The organism is Pseudomonas sp. H2_D02, assembly GCF_054677635.1.
Window position 1 is genome coordinate 4,864,919 of record NZ_CP162816.1, and the last position, 24,388, is coordinate 4,889,306.

At 58.7% G+C, this 24,388-nt stretch carries 21 protein-coding genes and 2 pseudogenes; 9 read left to right on the forward strand and 14 right to left on the reverse strand.

The annotated features are described in order from the left end of the window. Nucleotides 1–89 precede the first annotated feature (89 nt). The 5 genes and pseudogenes from xth to arsN2 all read right to left on the reverse strand — a co-directional run bounded on the left by xth (nt 90) and on the right by arsN2 (nt 6,842). The gene (gene xth / locus AB4N42_RS22140) at nt 90–884 is read right to left on the reverse strand and encodes an exodeoxyribonuclease III (RefSeq protein WP_407684175.1); all 795 of its coding nucleotides are present in this window, start codon (nt 882–884) and stop codon (nt 90–92) included. Between the two features lie 69 nt (nt 885–953). Next, a pseudogene (locus tag AB4N42_RS22145) lies at nt 954–3,529 on the reverse strand (bifunctional diguanylate cyclase/phosphodiesterase). 202 nt (nt 3,530–3,731) lie between these two features. Continuing rightward, nucleotides 3,732–5,305 (reverse strand): annotated as a pseudogene (locus AB4N42_RS22150) (GGDEF domain-containing protein). Between the two features lie 223 nt (nt 5,306–5,528). After that, nucleotides 5,529–6,188 carry a ribonuclease T2 family protein gene (locus AB4N42_RS22155; protein WP_431145743.1) on the reverse strand — a complete coding sequence of 220 codons (660 nt, stop codon included), beginning with the start codon at nt 6,186–6,188 and terminating at the stop codon, nt 5,529–5,531. A gap of 228 nt (nt 6,189–6,416) precedes the next feature. After that, a complete protein-coding gene (gene arsN2, locus AB4N42_RS22160; RefSeq protein ID WP_198797805.1) occupies nt 6,417–6,842 on the reverse strand; it encodes an arsenic resistance N-acetyltransferase ArsN2 in 426 nt (141 codons plus the stop codon). Between the two features lie 191 nt (nt 6,843–7,033). Here arsN2 and AB4N42_RS22165 point away from each other — a divergent pair, with 191 nt between their 5' ends. Then, entirely contained in the window at nt 7,034–8,185 is a 1,152-nt protein-coding gene (locus tag AB4N42_RS22165) for a mechanosensitive ion channel family protein (protein WP_030140000.1), read from the forward strand. Between the two features lie 87 nt (nt 8,186–8,272). Continuing rightward, nucleotides 8,273–8,752, forward strand: coding sequence for a hypothetical protein (locus AB4N42_RS22170; RefSeq protein WP_030139999.1), 480 nt, complete (start codon nt 8,273–8,275; stop codon nt 8,750–8,752). A 31-nt stretch (nt 8,753–8,783) separates the two neighbouring features. Here the strand turns inward: AB4N42_RS22170 and AB4N42_RS22175 are convergent, their stop codons facing one another. Next, on the reverse strand, nt 8,784–9,026 hold the full coding sequence (locus tag AB4N42_RS22175; protein ID WP_051065964.1) for a hypothetical protein: 243 nt from the start codon (nt 9,024–9,026) through the stop codon (nt 8,784–8,786). Nucleotides 9,027–9,133: 107 nt separating this feature from the next. Next, nucleotides 9,134–10,357: an MFS transporter gene (locus AB4N42_RS22180; protein ID WP_460115359.1), complete on the reverse strand. Its 1,224-nt coding sequence runs from the start codon at nt 10,355–10,357 to the stop codon at nt 9,134–9,136. A gap of 240 nt (nt 10,358–10,597) precedes the next feature. Here AB4N42_RS22180 and AB4N42_RS22185 point away from each other — a divergent pair, with 240 nt between their 5' ends. Beyond that, complete coding sequence (locus tag AB4N42_RS22185) at nt 10,598–11,515, forward strand: AraC family transcriptional regulator (RefSeq protein ID WP_431145744.1); 918 nt, start codon at nt 10,598–10,600, stop codon at nt 11,513–11,515. Here AB4N42_RS22185 and cuyB read toward each other — a convergent pair. Continuing rightward, entirely contained in the window at nt 11,499–13,019 is a 1,521-nt protein-coding gene (gene cuyB / locus AB4N42_RS22190) for a cysteate racemase (protein WP_460115360.1), read from the reverse strand. The two genes, AB4N42_RS22185 and cuyB, sit on opposite strands and share 17 nt — an antisense overlap. A gap of 11 nt (nt 13,020–13,030) precedes the next feature. Then, a complete protein-coding gene (locus AB4N42_RS22195; RefSeq protein ID WP_030139994.1) occupies nt 13,031–14,338 on the reverse strand; it encodes a dicarboxylate/amino acid:cation symporter in 1,308 nt (435 codons plus the stop codon). 226 nt (nt 14,339–14,564) lie between these two features. Here AB4N42_RS22195 and AB4N42_RS22200 point away from each other — a divergent pair, with 226 nt between their 5' ends. Then, a complete protein-coding gene (locus tag AB4N42_RS22200; protein ID WP_198797810.1) occupies nt 14,565–15,482 on the forward strand; it encodes a LysR substrate-binding domain-containing protein in 918 nt (305 codons plus the stop codon). Here AB4N42_RS22200 and AB4N42_RS22205 read toward each other — a convergent pair. The 5 genes from AB4N42_RS22205 to AB4N42_RS22225 form a co-directional block, all read right to left on the reverse strand. Further along, a complete protein-coding gene (locus tag AB4N42_RS22205) occupies nt 15,471–16,364 on the reverse strand; it encodes a LysR family transcriptional regulator (RefSeq protein ID WP_198797811.1) in 894 nt (297 codons plus the stop codon). The two genes, AB4N42_RS22200 and AB4N42_RS22205, sit on opposite strands and share 12 nt — an antisense overlap. 4 nt (nt 16,365–16,368) lie before the next feature. Continuing rightward, nucleotides 16,369–16,956 (reverse strand): cysteine hydrolase family protein, encoded by a 588-nt coding sequence (locus tag AB4N42_RS22210; protein WP_460115361.1) that lies wholly within the window; start codon nt 16,954–16,956, stop codon nt 16,369–16,371. Between the two features lie 438 nt (nt 16,957–17,394). Beyond that, nucleotides 17,395–17,670 (reverse strand): hypothetical protein, encoded by a 276-nt coding sequence (locus AB4N42_RS22215; protein ID WP_030139990.1) that lies wholly within the window; start codon nt 17,668–17,670, stop codon nt 17,395–17,397. Nucleotides 17,671–17,859: 189 nt separating this feature from the next. After that, entirely contained in the window at nt 17,860–18,711 is an 852-nt protein-coding gene (locus AB4N42_RS22220; protein ID WP_460115362.1) for a TIGR03915 family putative DNA repair protein, read from the reverse strand. Continuing rightward, nucleotides 18,702–19,922, reverse strand: coding sequence for a putative DNA modification/repair radical SAM protein (locus tag AB4N42_RS22225; RefSeq protein ID WP_198797816.1), 1,221 nt, complete (start codon nt 19,920–19,922; stop codon nt 18,702–18,704). Before AB4N42_RS22225 ends, AB4N42_RS22220 begins: the two co-directional genes overlap by 10 nt. A gap of 161 nt (nt 19,923–20,083) precedes the next feature. Between AB4N42_RS22225 and AB4N42_RS22230 the strand changes: the two genes are divergently transcribed. From AB4N42_RS22230 to AB4N42_RS22250, 5 genes are all read left to right on the forward strand, one after another. Further along, nucleotides 20,084–20,254, forward strand: coding sequence for a YhfG family protein (locus AB4N42_RS22230; RefSeq protein WP_085987050.1), 171 nt, complete (start codon nt 20,084–20,086; stop codon nt 20,252–20,254). Continuing rightward, nucleotides 20,254–20,859, forward strand: a complete 606-nt coding sequence (locus tag AB4N42_RS22235; protein WP_198797817.1) for a putative adenosine monophosphate-protein transferase Fic — start codon at nt 20,254–20,256, stop codon at nt 20,857–20,859. The genes AB4N42_RS22230 and AB4N42_RS22235 overlap by 1 nt, the downstream gene beginning before the upstream one ends. Before the next feature lie 116 nt (nt 20,860–20,975). Continuing rightward, nucleotides 20,976–21,647, forward strand: coding sequence for a metallophosphoesterase (locus AB4N42_RS22240; RefSeq protein ID WP_334597298.1), 672 nt, complete (start codon nt 20,976–20,978; stop codon nt 21,645–21,647). A gap of 1,220 nt (nt 21,648–22,867) precedes the next feature. Then, the gene (locus AB4N42_RS22245; protein ID WP_460115363.1) at nt 22,868–23,401 is read left to right on the forward strand and encodes a hypothetical protein; all 534 of its coding nucleotides are present in this window, start codon (nt 22,868–22,870) and stop codon (nt 23,399–23,401) included. Beyond that, entirely contained in the window at nt 23,398–24,384 is a 987-nt protein-coding gene (locus AB4N42_RS22250) for a hypothetical protein (protein ID WP_460115364.1), read from the forward strand. Before AB4N42_RS22245 ends, AB4N42_RS22250 begins: the two co-directional genes overlap by 4 nt. Nucleotides 24,385–24,388 lie beyond the last annotated feature (4 nt).

The following is a 24,388-nucleotide window of genomic DNA, read 5'->3' on the forward strand; positions in this document are numbered from 1 at the left end:
AGTGCAGCGCTTTCAATAAGCGCGCTGCGATTGGGCAGGTATAAGGCATTTCCCGTCCACGGACAATCTGCCCGGTGCCAGGCCCCGGTTCAACGCCGCTTGCGCGAAGACAACCGGATCCAGGTCGGGGCATGGTCGCTGGGATGTGGCTGGTTCCTCACCCAAGCGTCCACGCCCGCCTCGCTCAGGTAGGCACTGGCCAGCGGATTGAGCAACAGGTGGTCGATGCGCAGCCCGGAATTCTTCTGCCAGTGCTGACGGAAATAATCCCAGAAGGTGTAGATCCGCTCCTCGGGGTAGAGGTGGCGCAATGCGTCTGTCCAGCCTTGGTCCAGCAATCGCTGATAGCATTCGCGGCTTTCTGGCTGCAACAGCGCATCCTTGAGCCAGGAGCGCGGGTTGTAGATGTCCATGTCAGTGGGCACCACGTTGTAGTCGCCAGCCAGCACCACCGGATGGTCACTCGCCTGCAGCCCTTGGGCATAATCGATCAGCCGCTCGAACCAGGCCAGTTTGTATTCGAACTTCGGACCAGGCTGTGGGTTGCCGTTGGGCAGATAAAGGCACCCCACCAGGACGCCATGCACCGCCGCTTCAAGGTAACGACTGTGGCTGTCATCGTCGCAGCCCGGCAAACCGCGCCGGCTCTCCAGCGGCTGCGCATCGCGGGCCAGGATGGCGACGCCATTCCATGAGGCCTGGCCATGCCAGATTGATCCATACCCCACCGACTCCAGCTCCGCCGCGGGAAAGTCCTTGTCCGCCGCCTTGAGTTCCTGCAAACAGACGACGTCTGGTTTCTCCCGCTCCAGCCACTCCAGCAGATTAGGTAGCCGGGCCCGGATGCCGTTGATGTTGAAGGTCGCGATCCGCAGGTTTTTCATGGGCCATGAACTCGATATGCCAAGACACTATCTGTGACCGGCGACAAGCTGCACAGGTTGCAACAAATCTCAGGAGCCGGTTCGCGGCAACGATCGACCGCTTTCGAGCAGGTCTGCAAACGCCTGCTTGTCGATAGGCCGGCTGAGGAAATAACCTTGCACTTCGTGACATTGATCGGTGCCCAACGAACCCAGTTGGGCCAGGGTTTCCACGCCTTCCGCGGTCACGGTCAGGCCCATCGCCTTGCCCAGGTTGATGATCGCCTGGACCACGGCGCGGTCATTGCTGCTGTTGCTCATCGAGGCGATGAAGCGCTTATCGATCTTGATGCCATCGAACGGATAGGTGCGCAAATAACCAAGGGACGAATACCCGGTACCGAAATCATCCATGTTCAAGCGCACGCCCAGTTCCTTGAGCGCGTTCATGACCTGCAGCGCGCCGTCCACATCGTTGAGCATGACGTTCTCGGTGATTTCCAACTCCAGGCGACTGGCCGGGAAATGGGTTTCGATCAATACCTGGCGCACATCCTCCACGACGTCGCTGCGTTCGAATTGGGCCGGCGACAGATTGACCGACACCATCAGCGCGCGCGGCCAGCTCAGCGCGGTTTCGCAGGCTTCGCGCAACACCCAGCGCGAAAGCGGAACGATCAGGTCGGTTTGCTCGGCCAATGGAATAAAGGCATCGGGGCCCAGCAAGCCTTGGGTTGGGTGCTGCCAGCGGACCAGCGCCTCGACAGCCACGATCTCCCGCCCATCGACCGTATAGCGCGGCTGGAAATGCAGGACGAATTCGTTTTTTTTCACCGCCTGGCGCAGGTCGTTTTCCAGCTGGCGACGATGCTGGATCTGATCGTTCATGTGCGAAGCAAAATAGCACCAGGTCTTCTTGCCCTCGGACTTGGCCTGGTAGAGGGCAATGTCGGCGCAGCGGATCAGCTCGCCCGGCACGTAGCCTTGGCGGCGGCTGACAGCGATGCCGATACTGGCGCCTATGTGCAGCGAGTGAGTCTCGTAGTGGATCGGCTGCTGCAGGCTTTCGATCAGCCGTTCGCAGAACCGGTCAATCTCAGTGGTGTTTTCCATCCCACTGAGCACGACGACAAATTCATCACCGCCCAGGCGCGCCACCATGTCGTGCTCACGGGTGCAGTCGCGAAGCCGCTGGGCCACGTCCAGCAGGACCGCATCACCGGCTGGATGGCCGAGCGAATCGTTGATCGGCTTGAAATTGTCCAGGTCCACCATCAGCAGCGCCAGCGGCGCGGAATGTTCCTTGGCCACCAAGGCATCATCCAGGTGACGCGCCAATTTGTTGCGGTTCGGCAGGCCGGTCAGGGCATCGTGCATCGACAGGTGCTGGACCTGGGCATGGGCCGCCACCTCGTCGGTGATATCACTGGCGGTGCCGCGATACCCGGTTACGACGGCCTTGTCATGGATGGGCCGCGCCGACACTCGACAGAATCGCAATTGGCCGGAATGGTCGCGGTACGAGCAACGCAAGTTGCTGGCGTGCTGTTCTTCGTCCAGTTTGCTTAGCCACAACGCAATCGGCGTGGTGTCGCAGTACAAGAGCTGTTCGATATCCTGCCCCAGCCATTGCTGGTCGGAAAAACCCGTGACCGTGTTGAAGCGCCCCGACAGGTAGGTGATGTGCCGATGGCCGTCGACTTCCCAGATCCAGTCGGACGCGGCCTCGGCCACGGCGCGGAAGCGTTCTTCGCTGGCCTCGAGGGCCTGTTTCGACTTTGCGAGGCTGTCATACCCGGCGTCCACCTGGCGAGCCGTACGCATGGCATATCGAAAAAGTAGGCGGTGAGCAACGCCAGGATCAGCAACGCCCCGCCCAATGGTGGTAGCAGGGACCAGAGCAGTTGCTGGCCCGGCCGTTCCAGCCGCGACACCAGGCTGTAGCCGGTGCTGTCCAGTGGCACGGCGGGCTGGTCGGAAGCCAACGCCGTATCCTTCACCAGGTTCAAGTCGGTGAGGCCATAGCCCTTGCCCAACTTGCGCAGCTTGACCGGCGTTAACTGATCGACGAACAGCAACATCGACGTGCCACGGCGATCGACCTGGGGGCGTTCGTCGTTGGGCGTGATCACCGATGCAGTGACAATGGCCGGCCAGCCGTCGAACAACGTGTAGCGGATCAGCGGCATCGTCAGGTCGGCCTGTGCCTGGAGCTGATCCACCAGGTCCGCCAATGGCGTGTCGATATATTCTGTCGCCTCGGCCTGGACATGCTGCCCACGTACCACCGCATACTTGGTGCGCTCGCGATCAATCACAAACACACCCTCATACTCATCGTTGGTGAACAGGGTCTTGCCCATGTTCTGTTCGGCGTAGGCCCACTGCACATCGACTTCGCCATTGAGGTGCTCATACGCCGTGGTCCAGAAGGCGTAACTGGTGATGTAGTTTTTCGACGCCGTGATTCGATTATCGAGGGCGCGTTCGATATAGAAATGCGTCTTGCCCACGTCCTCCGCGTCCAGCTTCTGCGCGATGTTGAACAGCACGGCGATGGCCACCAGGACACCTGCGACAAACAACACGCCGAGACCTATGACCAGGCGCAGGGTAATCGGCGCATGTCGGGTGACGTCAGAAGGGGTATCGGCAGTGGTATCCATTGACCTGCTCCTGTCCTTTCGGCGCTGGCTTCGCCGTGCAAGCTTCACAACATGAACCGCAATTGACCCTTGGTTTTTTTAACCGTAGCAGCCAACCCGCGCCAATCGACGAACCCACAGGATTTGCCGAAAAGGCCTACGCACCATGTGTGGAAGTGTTGAGCAATGGACCGCTGTCCGCGGCCGATGATTCCAACCGATCTCAACGATCAGAGCGCTCCAACGCGCAGAGTCCATCTTCCATCGACAGCGCCGCGACGCGGTTCCGCCCGCCGTGCTTGGCCTGGTACAGCGCCGCGTCAGCTCGTTGGATGAAGACTTCGATGCTATCCAGGCTGCTGGGTACGAAGGCATGACAGCCCAGGCTCACCGTCAGATAGCCGGTGGGAGAACCCGAATGAATGATGTTTTTGTCGATGACGCTGCGACGGATCTGCTCGGCCAGCGCCATGGCCCCTGGCAGGCTGGTATCGGGCAGCAGGACCGCGAATTCTTCACCGCCAAAACGCACCGCCAGATCGGCCTTGCGGTGGCAGCAACCCTTGAGCACCCTCGCCACCTCCGCCAGGCAGTGGTCGCCGGCAACGTGCCCGTAGGTGTCGTTGTAGCGCTTGAAAAAATCGATGTCGAGCATGATCAGGCTCAAGGGGCTGCGCTGACGGGCGCCTCGGCCAAATTCGATGTCCAGCGCCCGCTCGAACAACCGTCGGTTCGCCAGCCCGGTCAGGCTGTCGTGGGTGGCGATCAGTTCCAACGCCTCCTGGGCCTTGCGCAGGTCCGCCTCGATCCGCTCGCTGTTGCGCACCTGACGCACGAATACCCAGCCGAACAAACAGATACCCAACACCACCAAGGCAACGATGAGGCTGGATTGAAAAGCCGTGTCGTACCAACCCGCCAGGATCGCCTCCTCGGACATCGCCGCGGTCACCACCAGTGGATAAGCCTGCAAGTGCTGGTGCGCATAAAGCCTGACAACGCCGTCGGGTGCGCTGCGAATGATCGCATCGCCGGCAGCCGGCTGTTCGACGGCTCATGCTTATAGATGTGCTCCTCGGCCAGCGGTTGGCCAATCAGGCCTTCGTCGAACGGCCGCCGCGCCAGCAGCGTACCGTCGGACAGCGCCAGGGCCATTTCGCCTTTGGCGTCGAGATTGAAACTCCTGAAGAACTGATCGAAATACGACATCTTGATGCCAGCCAGCAGCACGCCCTGGAAATTGCCTTTGGCGTCATTCAATCGACGGGAAACCGGGATGATCCAATCACCGTTTTGTCGACTCCGGATCGCCGGGCCGACATGGGCGATCAGCGAGGCGTTCTGCTGGTGAAACTTGAAATAATCACGATCCGCGATCCCCGCGCCCCGGTGCAGGCTTGCAAAGGACGTAATGACCCACTGGCCGTTCTTGTCGAACAGGAACAGGCCATGCAACTGCTCCAGCGATTGCACCCGCCGGGCGAAGGTCTGCTGCAGGCGCGGTCGTGTCGACGGGCCGAACCCGTCGTTCTGGATCCAGTCCGCCAGGCTGGCCAGCACGAGGTCGGCCTGTACGAACGTGTCCTGGGCCTGTTGGGCCATGGCCCGGGTGAGGTTGGCCGAGGCAACACGCGCGGAGTCCAGGTCATGGCGACGGGACTGCTCCAATTGAAAATAGAGCAAAGCGCAAAGGCACAGGCACACGGCGGCGATGAACGTCACCGCAGCCTTGAGCAACGGCAGGCGTTTCAAGGCGCCGCCGGGCGCATGGTTCGGATCATGGATGGGGATAGGCAAGCGAAAATCCTGGGGAGGGCAAAACATGAGCGAATCGCTCAAAAGCCCCCAATAAGCGGGAGCTTAGCGTACCGCTTGGGGGGCGGCAATTTGCCTTTAGGAGGAAGTCGATGGATGGCCGAGTGGATCCAAAAACCCCGGTATTTTCTGGCCGATATGCCCTTCAAAAGCTCATTGAACATGCCTTTGGCGGGACATACCGCCTCTGTGTCGGAAAATGCGCTCAGCGAACCGGGGGGACTCGGATTTCGCCCGCCCTGCATTGAGTCTTGACGCCTTTGCCACAGGCGGTAAATGCCAAGTCCTTGTCCATGCACACCCGCACTTCCGATAACTGCGGACCACGGCAAATCACGGCGACACCATCGGCCTCGATACCAGGATTGCTTTGGCGAAACAGCCGGATGATTTCATCGGCTTCAAAATAATGAGAGGAAGTGAAAGGTTGCAATGGCGTCGGAATCTTCACTGCTCCAAGCGCCCGGTCGGAAGCGTCTAGGTAACCCATGGCACCGAGGCCGCTGCAGGTGCCGTGCTTGGACCACTCATGTTCCAGCAGTTTGCGGGTAGGAAATAGCGTCAAGCCTTTCTCGCGCTCGGCAGCGGTCAAGGGCATCTCGCTCGAACACGATTGTGGCCAGCCACCCCTGGCATATTGCGGCCAGAGACCGTGCAGGACAAAACCGTAGCCTTTGCCGGAGCATTGCGAGTCGTTCTGATGGGTAAGGCAGAAGGTAGGTGACCAGGACAGCGACAGTACGTAATAGTCGAATACCCCTGCAACCGGCTCGACTCCGGCGTCGCGCGGCTCGCGGGCGTTGCCTGTGCTGATGAAGCCCAGCGACAGGATGAACAGCATGATGATAGGAAAACGTTGTTTCATAACCCCTCCTTGGGTAGATGTGCTACTGGCTGGAATCAGAGTCCGGCCCGTGATCATTTCAATTTGATCTCAGCATTCAACGGAGGATTTTTTACAAGCAAACCGTCTCGGGGGCCATCTGAAATATGTAACACCCCTAACGCAAGCGGCCTTCGAGTTCTGAACTCCCGCACGCAACCGAGGCCCGATACCTGGCGACCTGGCCGGGTTGGCGGTAAACCTGATGCATCAGGCAAGGCGCTTGCTCAGATAAGCCGCCGTGGCTGGACACAGGGTCCGGAATTGAGCCGTAGCACTGATTGAAGCAGGCGCCAGGGAGCGGTCCCGTACCCGATATCCCTGCCTCACAAAAAAGGCTGTGGCGGTGTCCGTCAGCAAGTGAAGCCGCACCACCCCCTCGCGTTTTGCAAACGCCTCAAGCGTCGCCAGCACTGTCGCGCCAATGCCTCGTCCGCGATGGCCATCCAGCACAACCAGAGAGCGCAGCAACCGATCGGCGCCCTCCCCCTCGATTCCACCGAATGCCATGTCGATGCCTTGCAGGCTAAACATGAAAAAACAGCGACCCGGATAGTCCAGGTCATTTACCGGAAGACGAGCCCGGACAAGAGCCTCCCGCAAAGGCTCCAGCTGTTCTTTTTTCAATGCTGTCATGAGCAAGACGAGGGCCCTCTTAGTGTTTGGGTAAAGCTACGCTGCTTACTCAAAGGCTCGCAATCGGTCCGGCAATAAATTTGAACGGCACCAACCCCACATGAACTAACAAAGTTCATGGCCCGGCCCGTGCCTTTGCACTGAATCGGCCAGGGCACAACCTGAACAGCAATGGCACAGGTGACCCGCCAATGGATTCAAGCTCCCTCGAAATTTTTACCGACACCCAACTGCTCGGCATTTCCATCGCCAATTGGTTACTGGCCCTCAGCGTGATGACGCTGAGTTTCATCGTCGCCAGGGCCGGTATCGGTTTCCTGTTGAAAAACGTGCGCGCCCGGGCGCAGAAGCCCGACGCCTACATCAGCCATATCGCCGTCGAGGTGCTGTCCAGCACCAGCAACACCTTGTTGCTGCTGGCCTCGATCCTCATAGGCATCGGTGTGCTGGATCTGCCGGAACGCTGGCTCGGACGGGTCAGCAGCCTCTGGTTCGTGGTCGCGGCCTTGCAGGTGGGATTGTGGGCAAACCGGGCGATCGCCCTGGCGCTGATGCATTATTTTGCCCGGCACAGCCACACCGATATCCATCAGAAAAGTGCCCTGGCAACGTTGAGCCTCTGGGGCGCGAAAGTGTTCCTCTGGGCGGTGGTGCTGCTGGCCATGCTTTCCAACCTCGGCGTGAACATCACCGCCTTCATCGCCAGCCTCGGTGTCGGCGGCATCGCCGTTGCGCTCGCCGTACAGAACATCCTTGGCGACCTGTTCGCCTCGCTGTCGATTGCCGTGGACAAACCGTTCGAAGTGGGTGACTTCATTGTCGTCGGCTCGTTGGCCGGTACCGTGGAGCATGTCGGCCTGAAGACCACACGCATCCGCAGCCTGGGCGGCGAGCAGATCGTCATGGCCAACGCCGGGATGATCAGCACCACCATCCAGAACTACAAACGACTGCAGGAACGCCGCATCGTCTTCGAATTCGCCCTGCCCCAGGAATGCTCGACCGAACAGCTTCGCCAAGTGCCTGCCATCGTCGAAAGGATCATCAAGGCCCAGGAAAAAACCCGTTTCGACCGCGCGCACTTTCGCAGTTTCGGCGAAAGCACGCTGGAATTCGAAACGGTCTACATCGTCCTGGACCCCAGCTACAACGTCTACATGGACATCCAGCAAGCCATCAACCTGGGCATGATGGACGAGTTCGCCAGGATCGGCGTGCGCTTCGCCATGCCGTCCCGGGCCGTGCATGTGGCTTCGTTGCCGGAGATGCCTGAACAACTGACCCAGGGCAACACCGTCAGAAAACCGCTGCGAGTTGATGCGTCATCCGGCGCCCAGCATTAACTTGCAAGTTCGCTTCCATGACCCAGCGCAACTGACCACCCCGCCCCTTCAGCTAAGCTCAACCCATCACCACGACAGGGAATCGACATGAGCAAGGCAGACGAACTCGCGGCGAAGCTGAGGCAGGCCCAACGCACGCCGGCCGACACCGACAATTGTGCGGACCTGGCGATCGAACATTGGCCTGGCCAGGTGTACGAGCTGTATCGCCAGCTTGAAACCTGGCTGGCGCCGGTCTGTGAGGCGGGCCTGGTTATCCGGCGTAACCCCACCCATGTATTCGAGCGTCATGCCAGCGGATCGACGTATAACTACGCCATTGATCAGTTGGTCATCGAAGGTAATCACCGTCGCATCTCGCTTGATCCGATCGCCCGTTTCTCCCCCGGCGCCGAAGGGTGCATCGAAATCCACATGAAAGGCATGGAGCGCTGCATCCTGCGGACGGTGGGCGAACATGGCGAGTCGCGCTGGCATCTGCAGCCAACCGGACAACCACGGCCCGAACCCGTCACGTTGGATGAAGATGATTTCCTCTCGATCATCGAGGAAGGCTTAGGTCTCTAATGCAAGAGGGCGACTCAACGAGTCGCCCGTCTTAGTTCGGGGCCGATTCGAATGTCGCGTCTGGCCCGCTTTTGGTCGGCGCCCCTGCTTGCCTGTCTATGAGGATCGCCAAGGCATTGTCGATCTCATCGGCGGCGCGCTCGGCATGTTGGGCGTCCGCCCAAGTCCAGTACTGCTCCGACACGAGCCCGCCGACCGCATGCGCGCATAACTCATCGCAACTGATGCCCATCTTTCCCGCAGCGGCGATGACTGCCAGGAGGGCTTGCTCCAAGGGCTGGACTCTTTCAGTAGACACAACTAACCAACTCGGTAGGTAACCAGCCTGGAGCTTACCAAGATATCAATGTGCCACCAACCGCAGGCGCCCAACGGTCCTTCTCAACCCACCGTGCTGTATGTCCTGGCGCGCGATGTCCGCGAGGATTGTCGAGCCGCCGCGCGAGCGGCCAGGATCGTCAACACAGCGGCAACAACCAGCACGGCCGCGCTGGTCTCGAAGGTCGCGCGATAACCGCTCAAGTCGAACAGAACGCCGCCCACCGTGGCCCCCGAGGCGATGGCGAGCTGGACGATCGCAACCATCAAACCGCCCCCGGCCTCGGCATCGTCCGGCAACGTTCTGGCCAGCCAAGTCCACCAACCTACGGGGGCGGCCGTGGCCACCAGGCCCCAGAGGCCGAGCAGCACAGCCGTGACCGACGCGGAGCTGCCGAACCCCACCAGCGCGAGGGCGATCGCGGCCATCAACAGCGGGATGACAATGAGCGTGCGATACAGGCCGTTCTTCAAGAACGAGCCGATCAGAAAAGTGCCCAGCAAACCCGCCAGACCAATCGCCAGCAACATCAGCGATAGCAGCGAGACGCCCACCTGCGCCACGGTTTCCAGGAAGGGTCGCAGGTAAGTGAACAACATGAACTGGCCCATGAAGAACGTGCTGACCGCCAGCATGCCCAACGCCACCGGCGCCCGGGTCATGAGCTTGAAAGGATTCCCGCCGCCGCGCTTCGCCTGGTTCGGCATCGAGGGCAGGCTCAACAGCAGCCACCCCAGGGCAAGGGCGGCAACCGGCACGATGCAGAAAAACGCGCCACGCCAACCGATAATCGCCCCCAGAAAGCTGCCTAGCGGCGCAGCGACAACTGTCGCCAGGGCGTTGCCACCGTTGACGATGGCCAGGGCGCGAGGGACTTTATCTTCCGGCACCAGCCGCATGGCCGTGGCCGCCGACAGCGACCAGAAGCCGCCAATCGCAACGCCGATCAGCGCGCGACCGACCATGAAAATCAGGTAACTGGGCGCCACTGCCGCCACTGTGCCGGACAAGATCATCAACAGCGTCAGTGCCGAGAGCAGCCACTTGCGTTCGATCCGGGCCGCAATCGGTGCGATGAGCAGGCTGGTCACCAGGGCAAAGGCACCCGAGACGGCGATGCCCTGGCCGGCCTGCCCTTCAGTGATCTGGAGGTCCGCTGCCACCGGCGTCAGCAAGCTGACTGGCATGAATTCGGACGCAACAAGGGCGAAGGCAGCCAGCGACATGGCAAGCACCGCGCCCCACGCAGGCTTGCCCTGTGGTTCTAGCGATGAGATAGAGGTCATAACAATCCTGAAATTTCTGGAGCGCTCGGAAGCCCTCGTGGGAGCGAGCTTGCTCGCGACGGCGACGATGACGCCATGAACTGAATCCGACGGGTATTTTCACGAATGGGTATCGACGGTCGGTAGAACATTTCGCTGGAGTTCTTGCCCGATCCTGTGAACCCGCCGGTTACGCATAGGCAATGCTTCGCTTGGCGGGTTAATGTTCTGCCCATAGCTATCAACCCAGACAGAATCGACATGACCACCCAAGGCAGATCGCCACAAGACCGGCTCGCAAACCTCATCGCCACCCGGACGGCCGGCGCGGGTGACTTTGAAACGTCAATTGCGGGCCTGTGCTTTTTCCGTCGCGACGCCCCTGCCCCGCCTATGACCTGCATGATCGAGCCAAGCATCGTCCTCATCGCCCAGGGGATGAAGCAGGTGTGGATTGGCGGCCAGGCATACGGGTACGACACCACACGTTTCCTGATGACGTCGCTGGATATGCCCGCGAACTCCGAAGTGCTGGCGGCCAGCCCGGAGCAGCCGTGCCTGGGCCTGGTCATGCGGCTTGACTTGCGCATGGTCGCCGATCTGGTCGCCCAGGGTGGCGTGGCGCCCAGTGTCGAGCGCCCCGCGGGGATTGGTGCGAGTATCGGCACGGCGTCAGCGGATTTCCTCGAGCCGTTCGTGCGTCTGCTGGCGCTGCTGGATGAACCCGAAGCGATCCCCGTGCTGGCCCCGCTGATCCAGCGGGAGATCCACTATCGACTGTTGATGAGCGACCAGGCCGCGCGGCTGAGGCAGATTGCCTCCGTCGACAGCCAGGGTTACCGGATCGCCAAGGCCATCGACTGGCTGAAACTCAACTACACCGGGCCCGTTCGCGTGGACGACCTCGCGGCGCGCGTGCAGATGAGCGCCCCGACCTTCCACCATCATTTCCGCCAGCTCACCGCGATGAGCCCGCTGCAATACCAGAAGTGGCTGCGGTTGAACGAAGCGAAGCGCCTGATGCTCAACGAGCACCTGGACGTGGCGAGCGCCGCCTACCAGGTGGGCTATGAAAGCCCTTCGCAATTCAGCCGTGAATACAGCCGTCTGTTCGGCGCTTCGCCGAAGCGGGACATCGCGGCGTTGCGCAGACCCGCGAATATCATGAACGCTGACTGATTCGCGGTGCCCGGTTCCATTGTGTCGAGGAACCCTCAACCTGGCCCGCCAGCGCAATACACTTGCGTGCCAGGATCAGAGTGGGGTCAACAAGCGCCACCTGATGCCCGTTGATATCGAACGCCTCGCAATGCCTCAACACCAACGGCAACTCCGTACAGCCAAGAATCAACACCTGTGCCCCCAGTTCGCACAAGTGCTCAGCCGCCAGCAATAGCTGTTCCCGGCAAAGCCCCTCGGTGAAACCGGCCTTGATGCCTCGCGGCCCGTAGATGGCGTCCATCACCATGGCCTGATAGTCGACACCGGGCGTAACGATTTCCAGCCCGGCGCGGCTGGCCGCCTGGTGATAGACCTGGCTCTGCAAGGTGCCGGACGTCGCCAACAGACCGACTGCCTTGCCGGAGCCGTACGCGTTCACGATCCACTCAACCGTCTCGGTCAGCATATTCACGATCGGCACCGTCAGATGCGCCTGGATGCGCTCGACAAATGCGTGGGCCGTGTTGCAGGGAATTGCGATGGCGTCGGCGCCCGCACTCTCGAGGCGTTTGCAGGTGGCGTACAGCGCCATCGTCGGGTCCGCCTCATTGTGCAGCAGGTTCGCCGTGCGGTCAGGGATCTGCGGGTTCTGCTCAACCACCAGCTTGATGTGGTCCTGATCCTTGTCGGCGGGCGTATTGGCGACCACCTTGGCCATGAAATCCACCGTGGCGGCGGGCCCGACACCGCCGACGATACCGAGCTTGAAGGCTGGGCGATGGTGGGGTTGCGGGTCCGTCGTCGCAAAATCCGCATAGATCTGGTTGATGTCCAGGACATTCAGCCTTTGATCCTGCAAAGGCCCACAGATCAGCGAAAGCTCGGTCATGCCGGGGACGATTACCGTTGCGCCTTGGGCTCGCAGCGAAAGGCAGGCCTGGTGGACCGCCTCGAACGGCGCGCCATCGAAGTGGCCGTCCTTGATACCGTCGAGGCCGTACATCGCCTCCATCACCTTCGATTGCGCTTCGACGTCGGGGTAGATAACCGGGTAGTCCTTGCCAAAGTGCTCTTCGAACAGACCGCTATGGCGAACGAAGTCGGAAGCGATCACACCCAACGTCGCCCCGACAGGGACGCTACGGCGGACGTGCCCACTCAGGGCCGCCATCATGTCGAGCACGGCAATACCTAATTCAGCCTCGATTTCCGCGCGAAAGGTCTGGCTGGCGAAGCATGGCAGCATCACCGCATCCAGGCCGCTCGCCTCGAAGGCCTTGCACACCTGGAACACGTAGAACTTACGCGACGTCATGCTCGCGCCTGCGTCCAAGGGCAGCAGCACGTCCTTGAACGGATGCTGTTCGAACAGGAAATGATAGCGGCCCTGGTCTTCGATCACGGCCCTGGACTTGACCAGTTTGTAGAACAGGTCACCGCCGGCCAGCGACCCCAGGCCACCGACGATGCCCAGCTTGCGGACGACAGATACGTTGCGGATCGACTTGCCCTTGGCCTTCATATCGTTTCTCCTCAAACAACCGGGACCGTTCCGGGAGCCGCTTCGGCACGAGACCGGACGGCGGGCTGTTCGCAGGCTTCCTCGGCGTGCTCTTCGTATGGCTCGGCCTTGGCCACAACGGCCGTTGCGATGCTGTTACCCACCACATTGGTCGCCGTACGCGCCATGTCCAGGAATTGGTCGATGCCAATGATCAGCAACAGCCCCGCCTCGGGAAGGTTGAACATCGGCAACGTCGCCGCGACCACCACGACCGATGCCCGGGCCACGCCGGCCATGCCCTTGCTGGTGATCATCAGTGTCAGAAGAATCAGCATCTGCTGAGTGAAACTCAGGTCAATGTTGTAGGCCTGGGCAATGAACAGGATCGCGAACGCTTGATACATCATCGAGCCGTCGAGGTTGAACGAATACCCCAGGGGCAGCACGAAGCTGGAGACGCGTTTGGGCGCGCCAAATTTCTCCAGCGCCTCGATGGTTTTCGGATAGGCGGATTCGCTGCTCGCGGTGGAAAAGGCCAACAGGATCGGCTCCCGGATCAGCTTGCCCAAATGAAAAACCGAACGTCCAAGGAACACGTATCCAGCACCGAACAGCAACGCCCAGAGGATCAGGATGCCCAAGTAGAACTCGGCGATGAGCTTGCCGTAATCCACCAGCAAGCCCAGGCCCTGGGTGGTGATGGCCGAAGCGATGGCGGCGAACACACCAATCGGTGCAAAGGCCATCACGTAGTCGGTGATCTTGAACATCACCTTCGCCAATTCTTCGATGGAATCGGTGATGCGCGTGTGACCGGCGCGCTTGACGCCTGCCAGCGCGAAGCCGAAGAACAGCGAGAAAACCACGATTTGCAGGATCTCGTTATTGGCCATTGCCTCGGCAATACTTCGAGGAAAGACATGGCCGATAAACGCCTTGAGACTGAAATCCCCAGTGTTGACGGGCACGGCTGCGGACGCATGCTGGGCGACTTCCAGATTCAATCCGGCGCCAGGTTGGAACAGGTTGACCAACCCCATGCCAATCAACAGCGACACAATCGAAGCCGTCACGAACCACCCCATCGCCCGGGCGCCAATCCTTCCTACGGAGCGGGAGTTGCCCATGCTGGCGATACCACCGACCAAGGTCGCGAACACCAGTGGCGCAATGATCATTTTGATCATGCGCAGGAAAATGTCGGTGACCATCGAGAAATATGCAGCGATTTCCTTGGCGCTTTGCTCGCTCCCTGCGAAATGGTGACACGCCCAACCCACCAGCACGCCCAGGGCGATGCCCATGGCAATTCGACGCGGGAGCTTGTTCTTTTTCACGGTGCTGTCCTCAAGTAGTTCTTGGATTTTTATTACTTGGCAGGTCACGCTGATTCGCCTGAAGCCGCGAGACGTCAGCGCTACGAGAACAATTCTAGGGAGAGCATCGAACGGCATGATGAGTAATCCGGCCACGCTCATGCATTTTCGGAATAGTTATATGTTTGGCGCTACGGGCCGGGGGATTGGACCCTAGAATGATCCCTTCATGACGAGGGATTTCTAGATGCAACTCAAATGGCTGGACGACCTCCTGGCGATCGCCGAATGGAAAAACTTCTCCCGGGCAGCCGAAGTCCGCTGCGTGACGCAATCGGCTCTATCGCGACGTATTCGCTCGCTTGAAGAATGGGTGGGCGTCAAGTTGGTGGACCGTGGCACTTATCCGGTCCAGTTGACGGCGGCGGGGATCACTTTTTGCGATGAGAGCAGAGAGGCACTCGCCGGGCTGTTGAGGTTGCGTTCGGCCCTGCGCGATGTGGAGCGGATGCCGGGGCGCTCGATCCAGATCACTGCGGGTCACAGCCTGTCGATGACTTTCTTGCCCAAGTGGCTCGCGCAATTCCAGCAACACAACGAACAATTCAATGCCCGGGTGGTTGCCGCCAATATCCATGACGCCGTGATTGCCCTGGAGGAAGGCAGCTGCGACTTGATGATGGTTTATCACCATCCATTGGCGCCCATCCTGTTGGACGCCGAGCGTTTCGGCAGCCTGACCCTCGGTCATGATTCATTCATTCCACTCTGTGCACCGAACCGCAAAGGCGAACCCCTGTTCCCATTGTCAGGCCGCTCCGGCAAGGCCGTGCCGTACCTCGCCTACACGGCCACTACGTTCCTGGGTCGCGTCGCCGACATCGTCATCAAGAACGGCCCGACACCGACTGCGCTGGAACGCTGCTATGAGGCCGACATGGCCATGCTGCTGATGCGCATGGCGGTTGAGGGCTACGGCGTGGCGTGGCTGCCACAAAGCGCAGTGGCCGATGAGCTGGCGCGAGGGCTGCTGGTCAGGGCCGGCGATGAGCAATGGAGCACGCGATTGGAGATTCGATCGTACTGCACGAATGCCAATCGCAATCCAACGATGCGCAAGCTCTGGAAAACGCTGGAGGGCGCGTCGCTGCGCTCACCCGCCTGACATCGCCTGGTAGTACTGCGCCATGTAATCGACGAACACTCGCACCTTGGCCGGCAGATGCCGGGCGTGAGGATAAAGCGCGTAGTAGTGCCGTTCCCCAAGGGTGTGCTCAGGCAGAATCCGCACCAACCTTCCCGCCAGCAGGTCATCCTGCACCGTCGCCAGGGTAAATGCGGCAATGCCACCACCCGCCAAGGCACAGGCGTGCAAGGCAGTGATGGTGTCTGTGTGAAACGTGCCGTGACAGTCCAGGGTAATCGATTCCCCCTTCGCATTGGCGAGCGTCCATTGGCCAGCCGGTCCATAGGTGAGTAGCCGATGGTCGTTGAGTTCGGCAACGCTGCGAGGCAAGCCACGCTTGAACACGTAGGCCGGCGCCGCGACCAACACCAACGGCGATACGCTGAGCAACCGCGCGACCAGGCTGCTGTCGGCCAGGGGCCCACAGATGCGTAGCGCCACATCGAATCCCTCGGCCACCAGATCGACCAACGGATCGGAGCAAGACAAATCAATCTGGATGTCTGGGTACTGCGCCTGGAAGGCTGGCAACCAATGCGCCAGCTCCAGCGTACCGACCACCAACGGCGCGCTGATCCGAAGCAGCCCGGACGGACGCTCGCGTTCCTGCGTGACAGCTTGGGACGCGGCATCGACTCGATCAAGAATATCCACGCAGGCTGCGTAGTACCTTTCCCCCGCCGCCGTAAGACTCATGCGGCGGGTATTGCGATTGATCAGACGCACGCCCAACGCGGATTCCAATTGCTGCAAATGTCGGGAGACCGACGAGTGCGTGGTGCCCAGCCGCTCGGCGGCGGCTGTAAAACCCTGGGCCTCGACGACGCAGCGGAACACGCGCATGGCGAGCATCTGATTCATGGGGTTAGCGCACCGGTAGCTTGATGATTTCGGCGGTGTTCATCACATCGCCGAACGTGTCCTCGATTTCGGCGAGCGCGGCCTGGTGCAAGGCGTCCTTGTCGGTCGACTCTCCGTTGACCCGGGTAATCGCGCGGGTGGCCGATGCATCGGCCGCCACCAACACGTTATAGCTCAGCGGCGCCGCATCCCGGGCTGCGCCCGCCACGCACGCATGTGTCATGAGACCGGAGACGATCACGTTCTCAATACCCGCGGCTTTAAGACGCTTGTCCAGATCGGTACTGCCAAACACGCTGACGGTGGTTTTCTGCAAAACCGGATCCTTGGCCCTGGGCTGCATGTCGGGGTGGAATTTCACGGTTTCACCGTCGATGGCGAACACTGGCGAACCAGCGGGTGCAATGTGCCGGACATGGTAGACGGGCATCTTGTGTTCATCGGCGAACTCGATCAGCTTTCGGGCGTTGGCCAGCGCTGCCGGGCCGTCGGGGATCGGCATCTTACCGGTGAAGTATTCGTTCTGGAAATCGATCACCAGTAACGCGGTTTTACCGGCAGGCAACTGGCTGACCGGCACTGCGCCGGACATGGCGCGGATAGTTGGATGAGTTTCGGCCGAGGCGCCGGCTGCTGGCGAGAACGCCTGAGATTACACAGGCGGAGAGGAAACGACGGGTAAAACGCTGCATGGACAGTTCCTTCTTTCGTGGAGTGAATGAAGGGAATGCTAGGGCCATGACCGGCACCCGAACACAGCGTGGGCGGCACAGGACTTGTTTAGGATTTGCACAGGTGAGCCGTGATCGGGGCGTTGCCGCTCGCTAAAGGACGTCGACAAACCCGTGGCGAGGGAGCTTGCTCCCGCTCGGCTGCGAAGCAGTCGTGAATCGGCGGGTGTGGTGTGTCTGACATTTCGAATTCGCTGGTTTAGGGGCCGCTTCGCGCCCCAGCGGGAGCAAGCTCCCTCGCCACGGGTCCATCGTTTTATCCAGCATCAAGGGCGACCCTGGCAAGGTCGCCGACTGCATCAAGACGCGAGAAGTTGTGCCTGTAAACGTCGTCCGATCACATCCAGCAAATCACAACCGTCGCGCAGAGGGATTGCCAATACCTGCGCGAAGTCGTGCAGGACGACGGCGTCGGTGCTGATTTCGGAACGCATCGCGAGGTTCTCCAATAACTGGGTGACAGCGGCGATTCGGTAGGCGGCTGTGTCGTGCAGCACGTCCAGAGGTGCTTCCGTGTCGATCAGAAGGGCGTGGAAATTGTTTTCGATACCGGTGATGGGCATGTAGCGGGACATGGGTGTTTCTCCTGCCGTGATGGGCTCAATGGCTAGGTTTCGTGAGGGCTTCCACACCCTGCCGCTGAATTTGCAGCGACGGAAGGAATTTAACGTGCGGGGCGATTGGCGGATAGTCGGCCGGAAGCGACGCAGTTTGAGGGAAATTTCCGATGAGGCTGTCCGGCGTTGGGTTCGCAGCTTGTTTAGCTATTCGTTAGCGACGGCACCAGCAACTATTCGCTTACCGATTTGCCTTCCCACCTCCAATGCCTGCCCATCCCTCTGCTTCCCCTGCCGCGCCTGCCCCACCAACTGCGGAATCAAATCCCCTTCCGGCAAGTGCTTCCAGAATCGCCCCGGCATGTGTTGGCGCAACGCGCTGGGGTTGAGCCTCGCCGGGTTGAAGATGTGCCGATAATAGGTGCGCCACAATTCCGCGCCGGGGTCTTCGGCGTGGCGGGCCCATTGTTGCCATTGCTCGGGGCAACGGCGCTGGTAGTCCAGCGAATGCCCATCGAAACGAATGCCGTCGCGGGGCGTTGCGATCAGCCAGCGTTGTCGGCCCAATCGCTCGGCAAAATGCCCGCTCGCGCTTTCAAGGATGTCGTGGGCCGGCTGGTGGAAAGCCACCAGGTCCAGTTGCAGTTGTTCAGCGACCGCAGGCGGCAAGGGTATGAAACGCACGAATGCATGAAGGTGATGGGCTTCGCGACTGACCTGCTTGATGCGCCGTTGCAGCGCGCTGCCCAATCGATCACCAGCGAGCATAGCGGTGCGGTCACCATGGGCGACACGCCAGAGCACTTCGTACAACAGGTTCCAGCGTTGTTCGCCCTGGTAGCGGCTGGCCTGTTCCAATTGTCCCAACAGACCCGCCGGGACGCGTGTCTGGAACGGTCCCGGGCCTTGCGGCAATGCCGCCGGCACTGCAAGCAGGTCAGCCATGGGGCCTTGGGCCCAGGTTACGTCGCTGGGGTCGATTCCGTGGCCCAACAGTGTTCTGGCCTGACTACGCCAGGTGCTGAAATCGTCGTCGCAATCCAATGCAATCACGCCCACAACCCCATTTGTACGGGCCGCTGCGGATCGCGCAAGCGCGCTCGGAGCAAGCCGCTGCGCACCTGGCCGTCAGCGGGTCGGTAATCGCTGGTCACAATGAACGGACGGGCCTTTTCCAACACGCAACGCAACTGCACCAGGTCGTCGTAGCGAATCCGCCGTTCCCTGCGCAGTGCCACCAGGCGTTGCACGCTACGAAGGCCGATGCCGGGAATACGCGCGAGCAAGGCCGGCTCGGCACGGTTAAGGTCGAGTGGAAACACATCGCGATTGGCCAACGCCCAGGCCAGCTTGGGGTCGATGTCCAGGTCCAGGTTGCTGGACGTAGTCAACAGCTCGCCCGCCTTGTAGCCGTAGCCACGCATCAGGAAGTCGGCTTGGTAGAGCCGGTGCTCGCGCAGCAAAGGTGGCGCGGCGAGTGGCACGCTGGCGGGGCTTTCGGGGATCGGGCTGAAGGCAGAATAATAGACCCGCCGCAATCCGTAGCCTTGATAGAGCGACTCGGCATTGCTGAGGATGGCGTGGTCATCGGTGGCATCCGCCCCGACGATCACCTGGGTGCTCTGCCCGGCCGGGGCAAAGCGAGGCGCCCGCGGTTCGCCGGCCACTGCCTGTTGACCGTCGTGGATGGTGCCCATGGCCTGGCGAATCGTCTTCAATTGCTTTTCCGGCGCCAGGCGCTTGAGGCTCACCTCGGAGGACAATTCGATATTCACGCTCAGGCGATCCGCCAGCCGCCCTGCCTCTTCGATCAATAGCGGATCCGCGTCGGGAATGGTCTTGAGATGGATGTAGCCTCGAAAGTGATGCTCCTCGCGCAGCAACCGCGCCACCCGGACCAGTTGCTCCATGGTGTAGTCGGCCGAGCGAATGATGCCGGAGCTCAGGAACAGACCGCTGATGCAATTGCGACGGTAGAAATCCAGGGTCAGCCGGACCACTTCTTCGGGTGTGAAACGCGCCCTCGGCACGTTGCTGGAGCGACGGTTGACGCAGTACTGGCAGTCGTACAAGCAGAAATTGGTCAACAACACCTTGAGCAGCGATACACAGCGCCCATCCGGCGTGTAGCTATGGCAGATCCCCATGCCGTCAGTGGCCCCAAGCCCGTCCCGACCACGCGAACTGCGCTTGGGAGCACCACTGCTGGCACAGGACGCGTCATATTTGGCGGCGTCGGCAAGAATGCCGAGCTTGGCGATAAGCTCCATGGAAGATTCTCAAATACTGTATGCATGCACAGTATTTGGAGATTGACCGCGATGCAAGCTCCGCTGGTCAATCCAACCAACGAGCAGAGTGTGACTGGTGGATTCATCGGCACCATGATGGGCTATAATCCGGTCATTCACGCGATTCGAGGTCCAACCCCATGGGCACTGTCAGCCTTGAAACAAAAAAGGCCTACGCGGCCAGGACGCGCAGGTCCAACTACGCGGCCAGCCTGCGCCTGGAAGGTTTCAAAGTGTCTTTCGAGGACGGCGAACGCAAGCTGCCTTCCCGTGAAGATGTCTTGAAAACCTTCACCAAGACCCGAGCCTGATGCCGGACAAATATGGCGTCGGCGAGGACGCCTACTGTTATCCCGGCTCCACGGTCCTGCGCAACAAACTCGATATCCGCGACGAACCCACCCTGGGCGAAGCCGAACAACAACTCTCGGCCATCGCGGCAAGCAACGTCGAATTCACCCCTCCTCCTTACAGCCTGGCTTACCTCCAGAATATCCATCGCGCCTTGTTCGCCGACTTGTTCGAATGGGCTGGACAGTTGCGAACCGTCGGCATGGCCAAGCAGGACACGCGTTTCTGCCAACCCGAATACATGGAAAAGGAAGCCAATAAAATCTTTGCCAGGATGGCAGCGGCGAACTGGTTCGAAGGGATGGGCCGAGCAGAACTGATCGTGGCCGTGGCGGATGCGTATTCCGATATCAACGTCGTTCACCCCTTCCGCGAAGGCAATGGCCGCGCCCAGCGCATCCTGTTCGAGCACCTCATCATGAACGCCGGTTTCGAAATCAGTTGGTGGGGCATCGAAAAAGACGAATGGATCAGCGCCAACATCGCGGCCTACAACTGCGTACTCGAGCCTATGGAAACGGTTTTCAAGAAGTGCATTGGACAGCCGATACAATCCCGACCATAAGTTATCTGCACTTCCTCGCTTAAGTGATACATTCCGTGCCAGCCAACCCTGCCGAAACCCTCTGTATGTACCGGATTGCCTCCTTTCCCCCAAACGAGCAAGGCCGAGACTTTGTCGTGGGCGACGTACATGGGCATTTCAAGCTTTTGGCGAAGGCCTTGGACAACCTCGAGTTCAATACCGAAATAGACCGGATTTTTTCCGTAGGCGACCTCATCGATCGCGGCCCCGACTCCGAAGATGTATTGAATTGGCTTGGAAAATCCTGGTTTCACGCGGTACGCGGCAACCATGAACAAATGGTGATCGACGGCATCCGCGGCCACGGAGACAAACCCAGGCACATCCGCAACGGCGGAGCCTGGCTCTACGCGTTGAACCCGGCCATCCAAGACCAACTTCTAAAAGCCCTTCAAGCACTTCCACTCATTATCGAAATCGACTTATCGGCTAATAAAACGATTGGAATCGTACATGCCCAAGCGCCGTTTTTCGGGCTGGATAATGATTGGCAAGGTGCGAAAGACGCCATTACCGGGGCACTCGGAAAGCAGGTTCAACAACAAGCCTTGGCGGAAGCCTTGTATGCCCGGGACAGGATCGAACAGCAGGACCCTACTCCCATAAAGGGCATCCACGAACTCTATGTCGGACATTCATCAGTCCCCACCGTCACGCGCCTCGGCAACATTGTCTATGTGGACACTGGCTGCTCCTTTTCCGACGGAGCACTGAGCCTGGTGGAAATCAGCAGCCAATCTGTTTTCAGCATAGGCATGACGCAGTGAGGTAAGGGACTGCCTCGCTCATCGGTCCAGGGCCGACGGCATTCGCTGCCGTCCCATACCTGATAAACTGTGCGCCCTTCGCATCCGCCTCCAGATTCCCATGCCTCTTCAAGAAACTTCGCAACAGTCCGTGTCCCGCCGCTTCAGCGTTGCCCCGATGATGGATTGGAAAGGCTAATCCTGAAGGCCTCGTAATACGTGGCTTTCAGCGAACCCTGAAAACTCGCGTACCATTTTCGTACCACCACCACTTCGAAACTCACCATGCCGCCAGGGCGTAACGTTCCTTGCGGCAGTGCCTGTCGCTCCAATCCGCAGCATTGCCCCAGCAATCCAGTCCACCGCAAATCATCAACTCGACAAATGCCAGTCGTACGTGCGCGCCTACACGTCTGAGGCCGGCAGAATCGAAATATTTAGGGGGGCAAAAAAAAGAGTAACATGAGTAACCTCGCTCAAAAACACAGACCAAACCATTGAAATTAAAGGTTTTTTCTCAAACTGGGTAAGGTAACATTTAAGTAATATTGAAGTAATCTGATTACTCTTATTTGATGTAATTCAACCAGATATAAAAACCTTTTAAAATCAAACACTTGAAAACATATTACTGTTTCAGTTACCTCTTTGTTACTCCTCTTTGTAATCAGCAGAGCCACGGAATACGCGGGCTACAGGCCATCCCTTCCCTCTGATTACTGAAATTACTCTTTTCTGAACCGCTCCCTTCCCCTCAAACCAAGCGCCTGTCGAGACCAATGAGCGAACCCCCTCGACATGCAGGGATCCGCAGGCTTTTGCACCTCCCAGAATCGTCAGAAGGCCCCCGGCCGGGCTCGTTTCGAGCAGTCCGCAGGTGTGCGGAAAAAAAGACCTATTTAGACCGGAGGCCAGGTGGGGGGACGACGGCGCGCGCCAAGAGCAAAAACACCGCGTTCCTCAAACGTCCCATTTGAGCCCCCTTGGGCGCGGCCCACCGCGCACCATGTCCACCGGCACGAAACAAGCGGTTGAGGCTGCCACAGCGCCCTAGCGAGGGGGCATGACTCCGAGAATTTATAAACCGCAGAAACATGAGAAACTGAGTAGATAACGACAACCCCATGGATGATTGCTGAGGACGTTACCGACGAGCCTGTGGACTCACGCTGGTGTGGCGGACGGCGTGGATGTGACAGAATTGGCAACTGGGTATCGCTTCGGTGAAGGAGTTTCAAGCTTTGGATGAGACAGAGAAGCAATATAGAGCAACAGCCACTAACAATAAAAAATACCCTAAACGCCTTACAGATTACATTACTGAGTTAGTAAAGCTCGGTAGAATGCTTGAGGCCAAACACCTCTTCTTAGAATTATGCAACATAAAACCTAATCATAGTAAAACCATACGATTAGGCTACACTATTGCGATCGCCACCTTTGATGATGAAGAGGTAGTAAAGTACGACCGTCTTTTAGTGAGTTCAGCCATCGACGCCAGGGAGATTCTATGGTTCCAGCTACGCTATTACCATTCGCGCAACAACACTCTTGCTTGCAAGACTACAATTGACGCCCTTCTTGAACACCGTTTAGATTTTGATCAGCTTTCGACAATCATTGGTATTTGCCTCGAACGGCAGAGTTACGCCATTGCTGAATCTCTGGCACGATATTTAGCCAAGAACCGTCTAACACTATCTTCGAGAACCAACTCCTGGCTCAAACAAATAGCAATCACGAAACTTATGAATATCATCCAGAGGTCCAAATGAATAATTTCTTGGTCGTCAAAGTTCTGGATAATAGAAGCATCTCACTCCCATCCACTTTAATCTATGGCGATGTCGAGCTGCGTTCTTACTCTGCCGATACCCATGCCGAAACTGAAGCATTCGAAGTGTCTGCATCTGAATCTGGTTTGGATTATGGAAAATTCAAAATTTGCGCGCGAATTGCTACGATAGTCAACTGCGAGACGCAAATTGAAGCTGTGCATATCGCCGACATCAGGTTCCTTAAAGTTCTCGATTTGAAATCTGTTGAATTTGCGGTTTCCGCAATAAAGACATCGAAAATCGGCTTAATAAAGATTTTGTCTTCCGGCGAAATTGTTCCAATAAAAAAATCTGGATTCCAGCATTCCATTACTTTTTTAGTAGGGCAAGGTGATACACAACGGTTTGACATAACTAATTATTTACTTTCGCTTGAGAATGAGCTAGGCGATCGCTACATGCGTTCTTTACACTGGGCGAGGAACAGCAAGCACGAGGCCAATCCGCAGCTGAAAATTATATTTTTATGGTTTTCGCTGGAGGCTTTATTAAAAGCAGACGAAAATGACAATTGCGTCGAGAGTTATATTCGCTTATTCCTCGGCTTCCCGAATGGTCAGCAGCTAGGGGTTCTTTCCTCCTCTGTAAGAAACGCTCTAGAAAATCACGCCAGGTATAAATACTGGCAAAAGGAACTTATAGAAACGGTCAAAGACATCCGTGACTTTAGAAATAACTCGGTACACTCAGGTTTTCGGAGCGTAGATTTCACCAAAGAAAAGCTTGAACTATTTAGCTCAGTGATGAACTATGCTGTAAGCAGATGTCAGAATGGGGTAATGCAAGGACTGCTTAACAACATAGGCACTCTTTCTGATTTTAAAGAATACGCGGTTCCGATATTTGAAGATAATACAAATTTAATAAACGACGTCCACCACAATATCATTTACTCCCTAGATAACCCCATCAGTTACTAGCTAC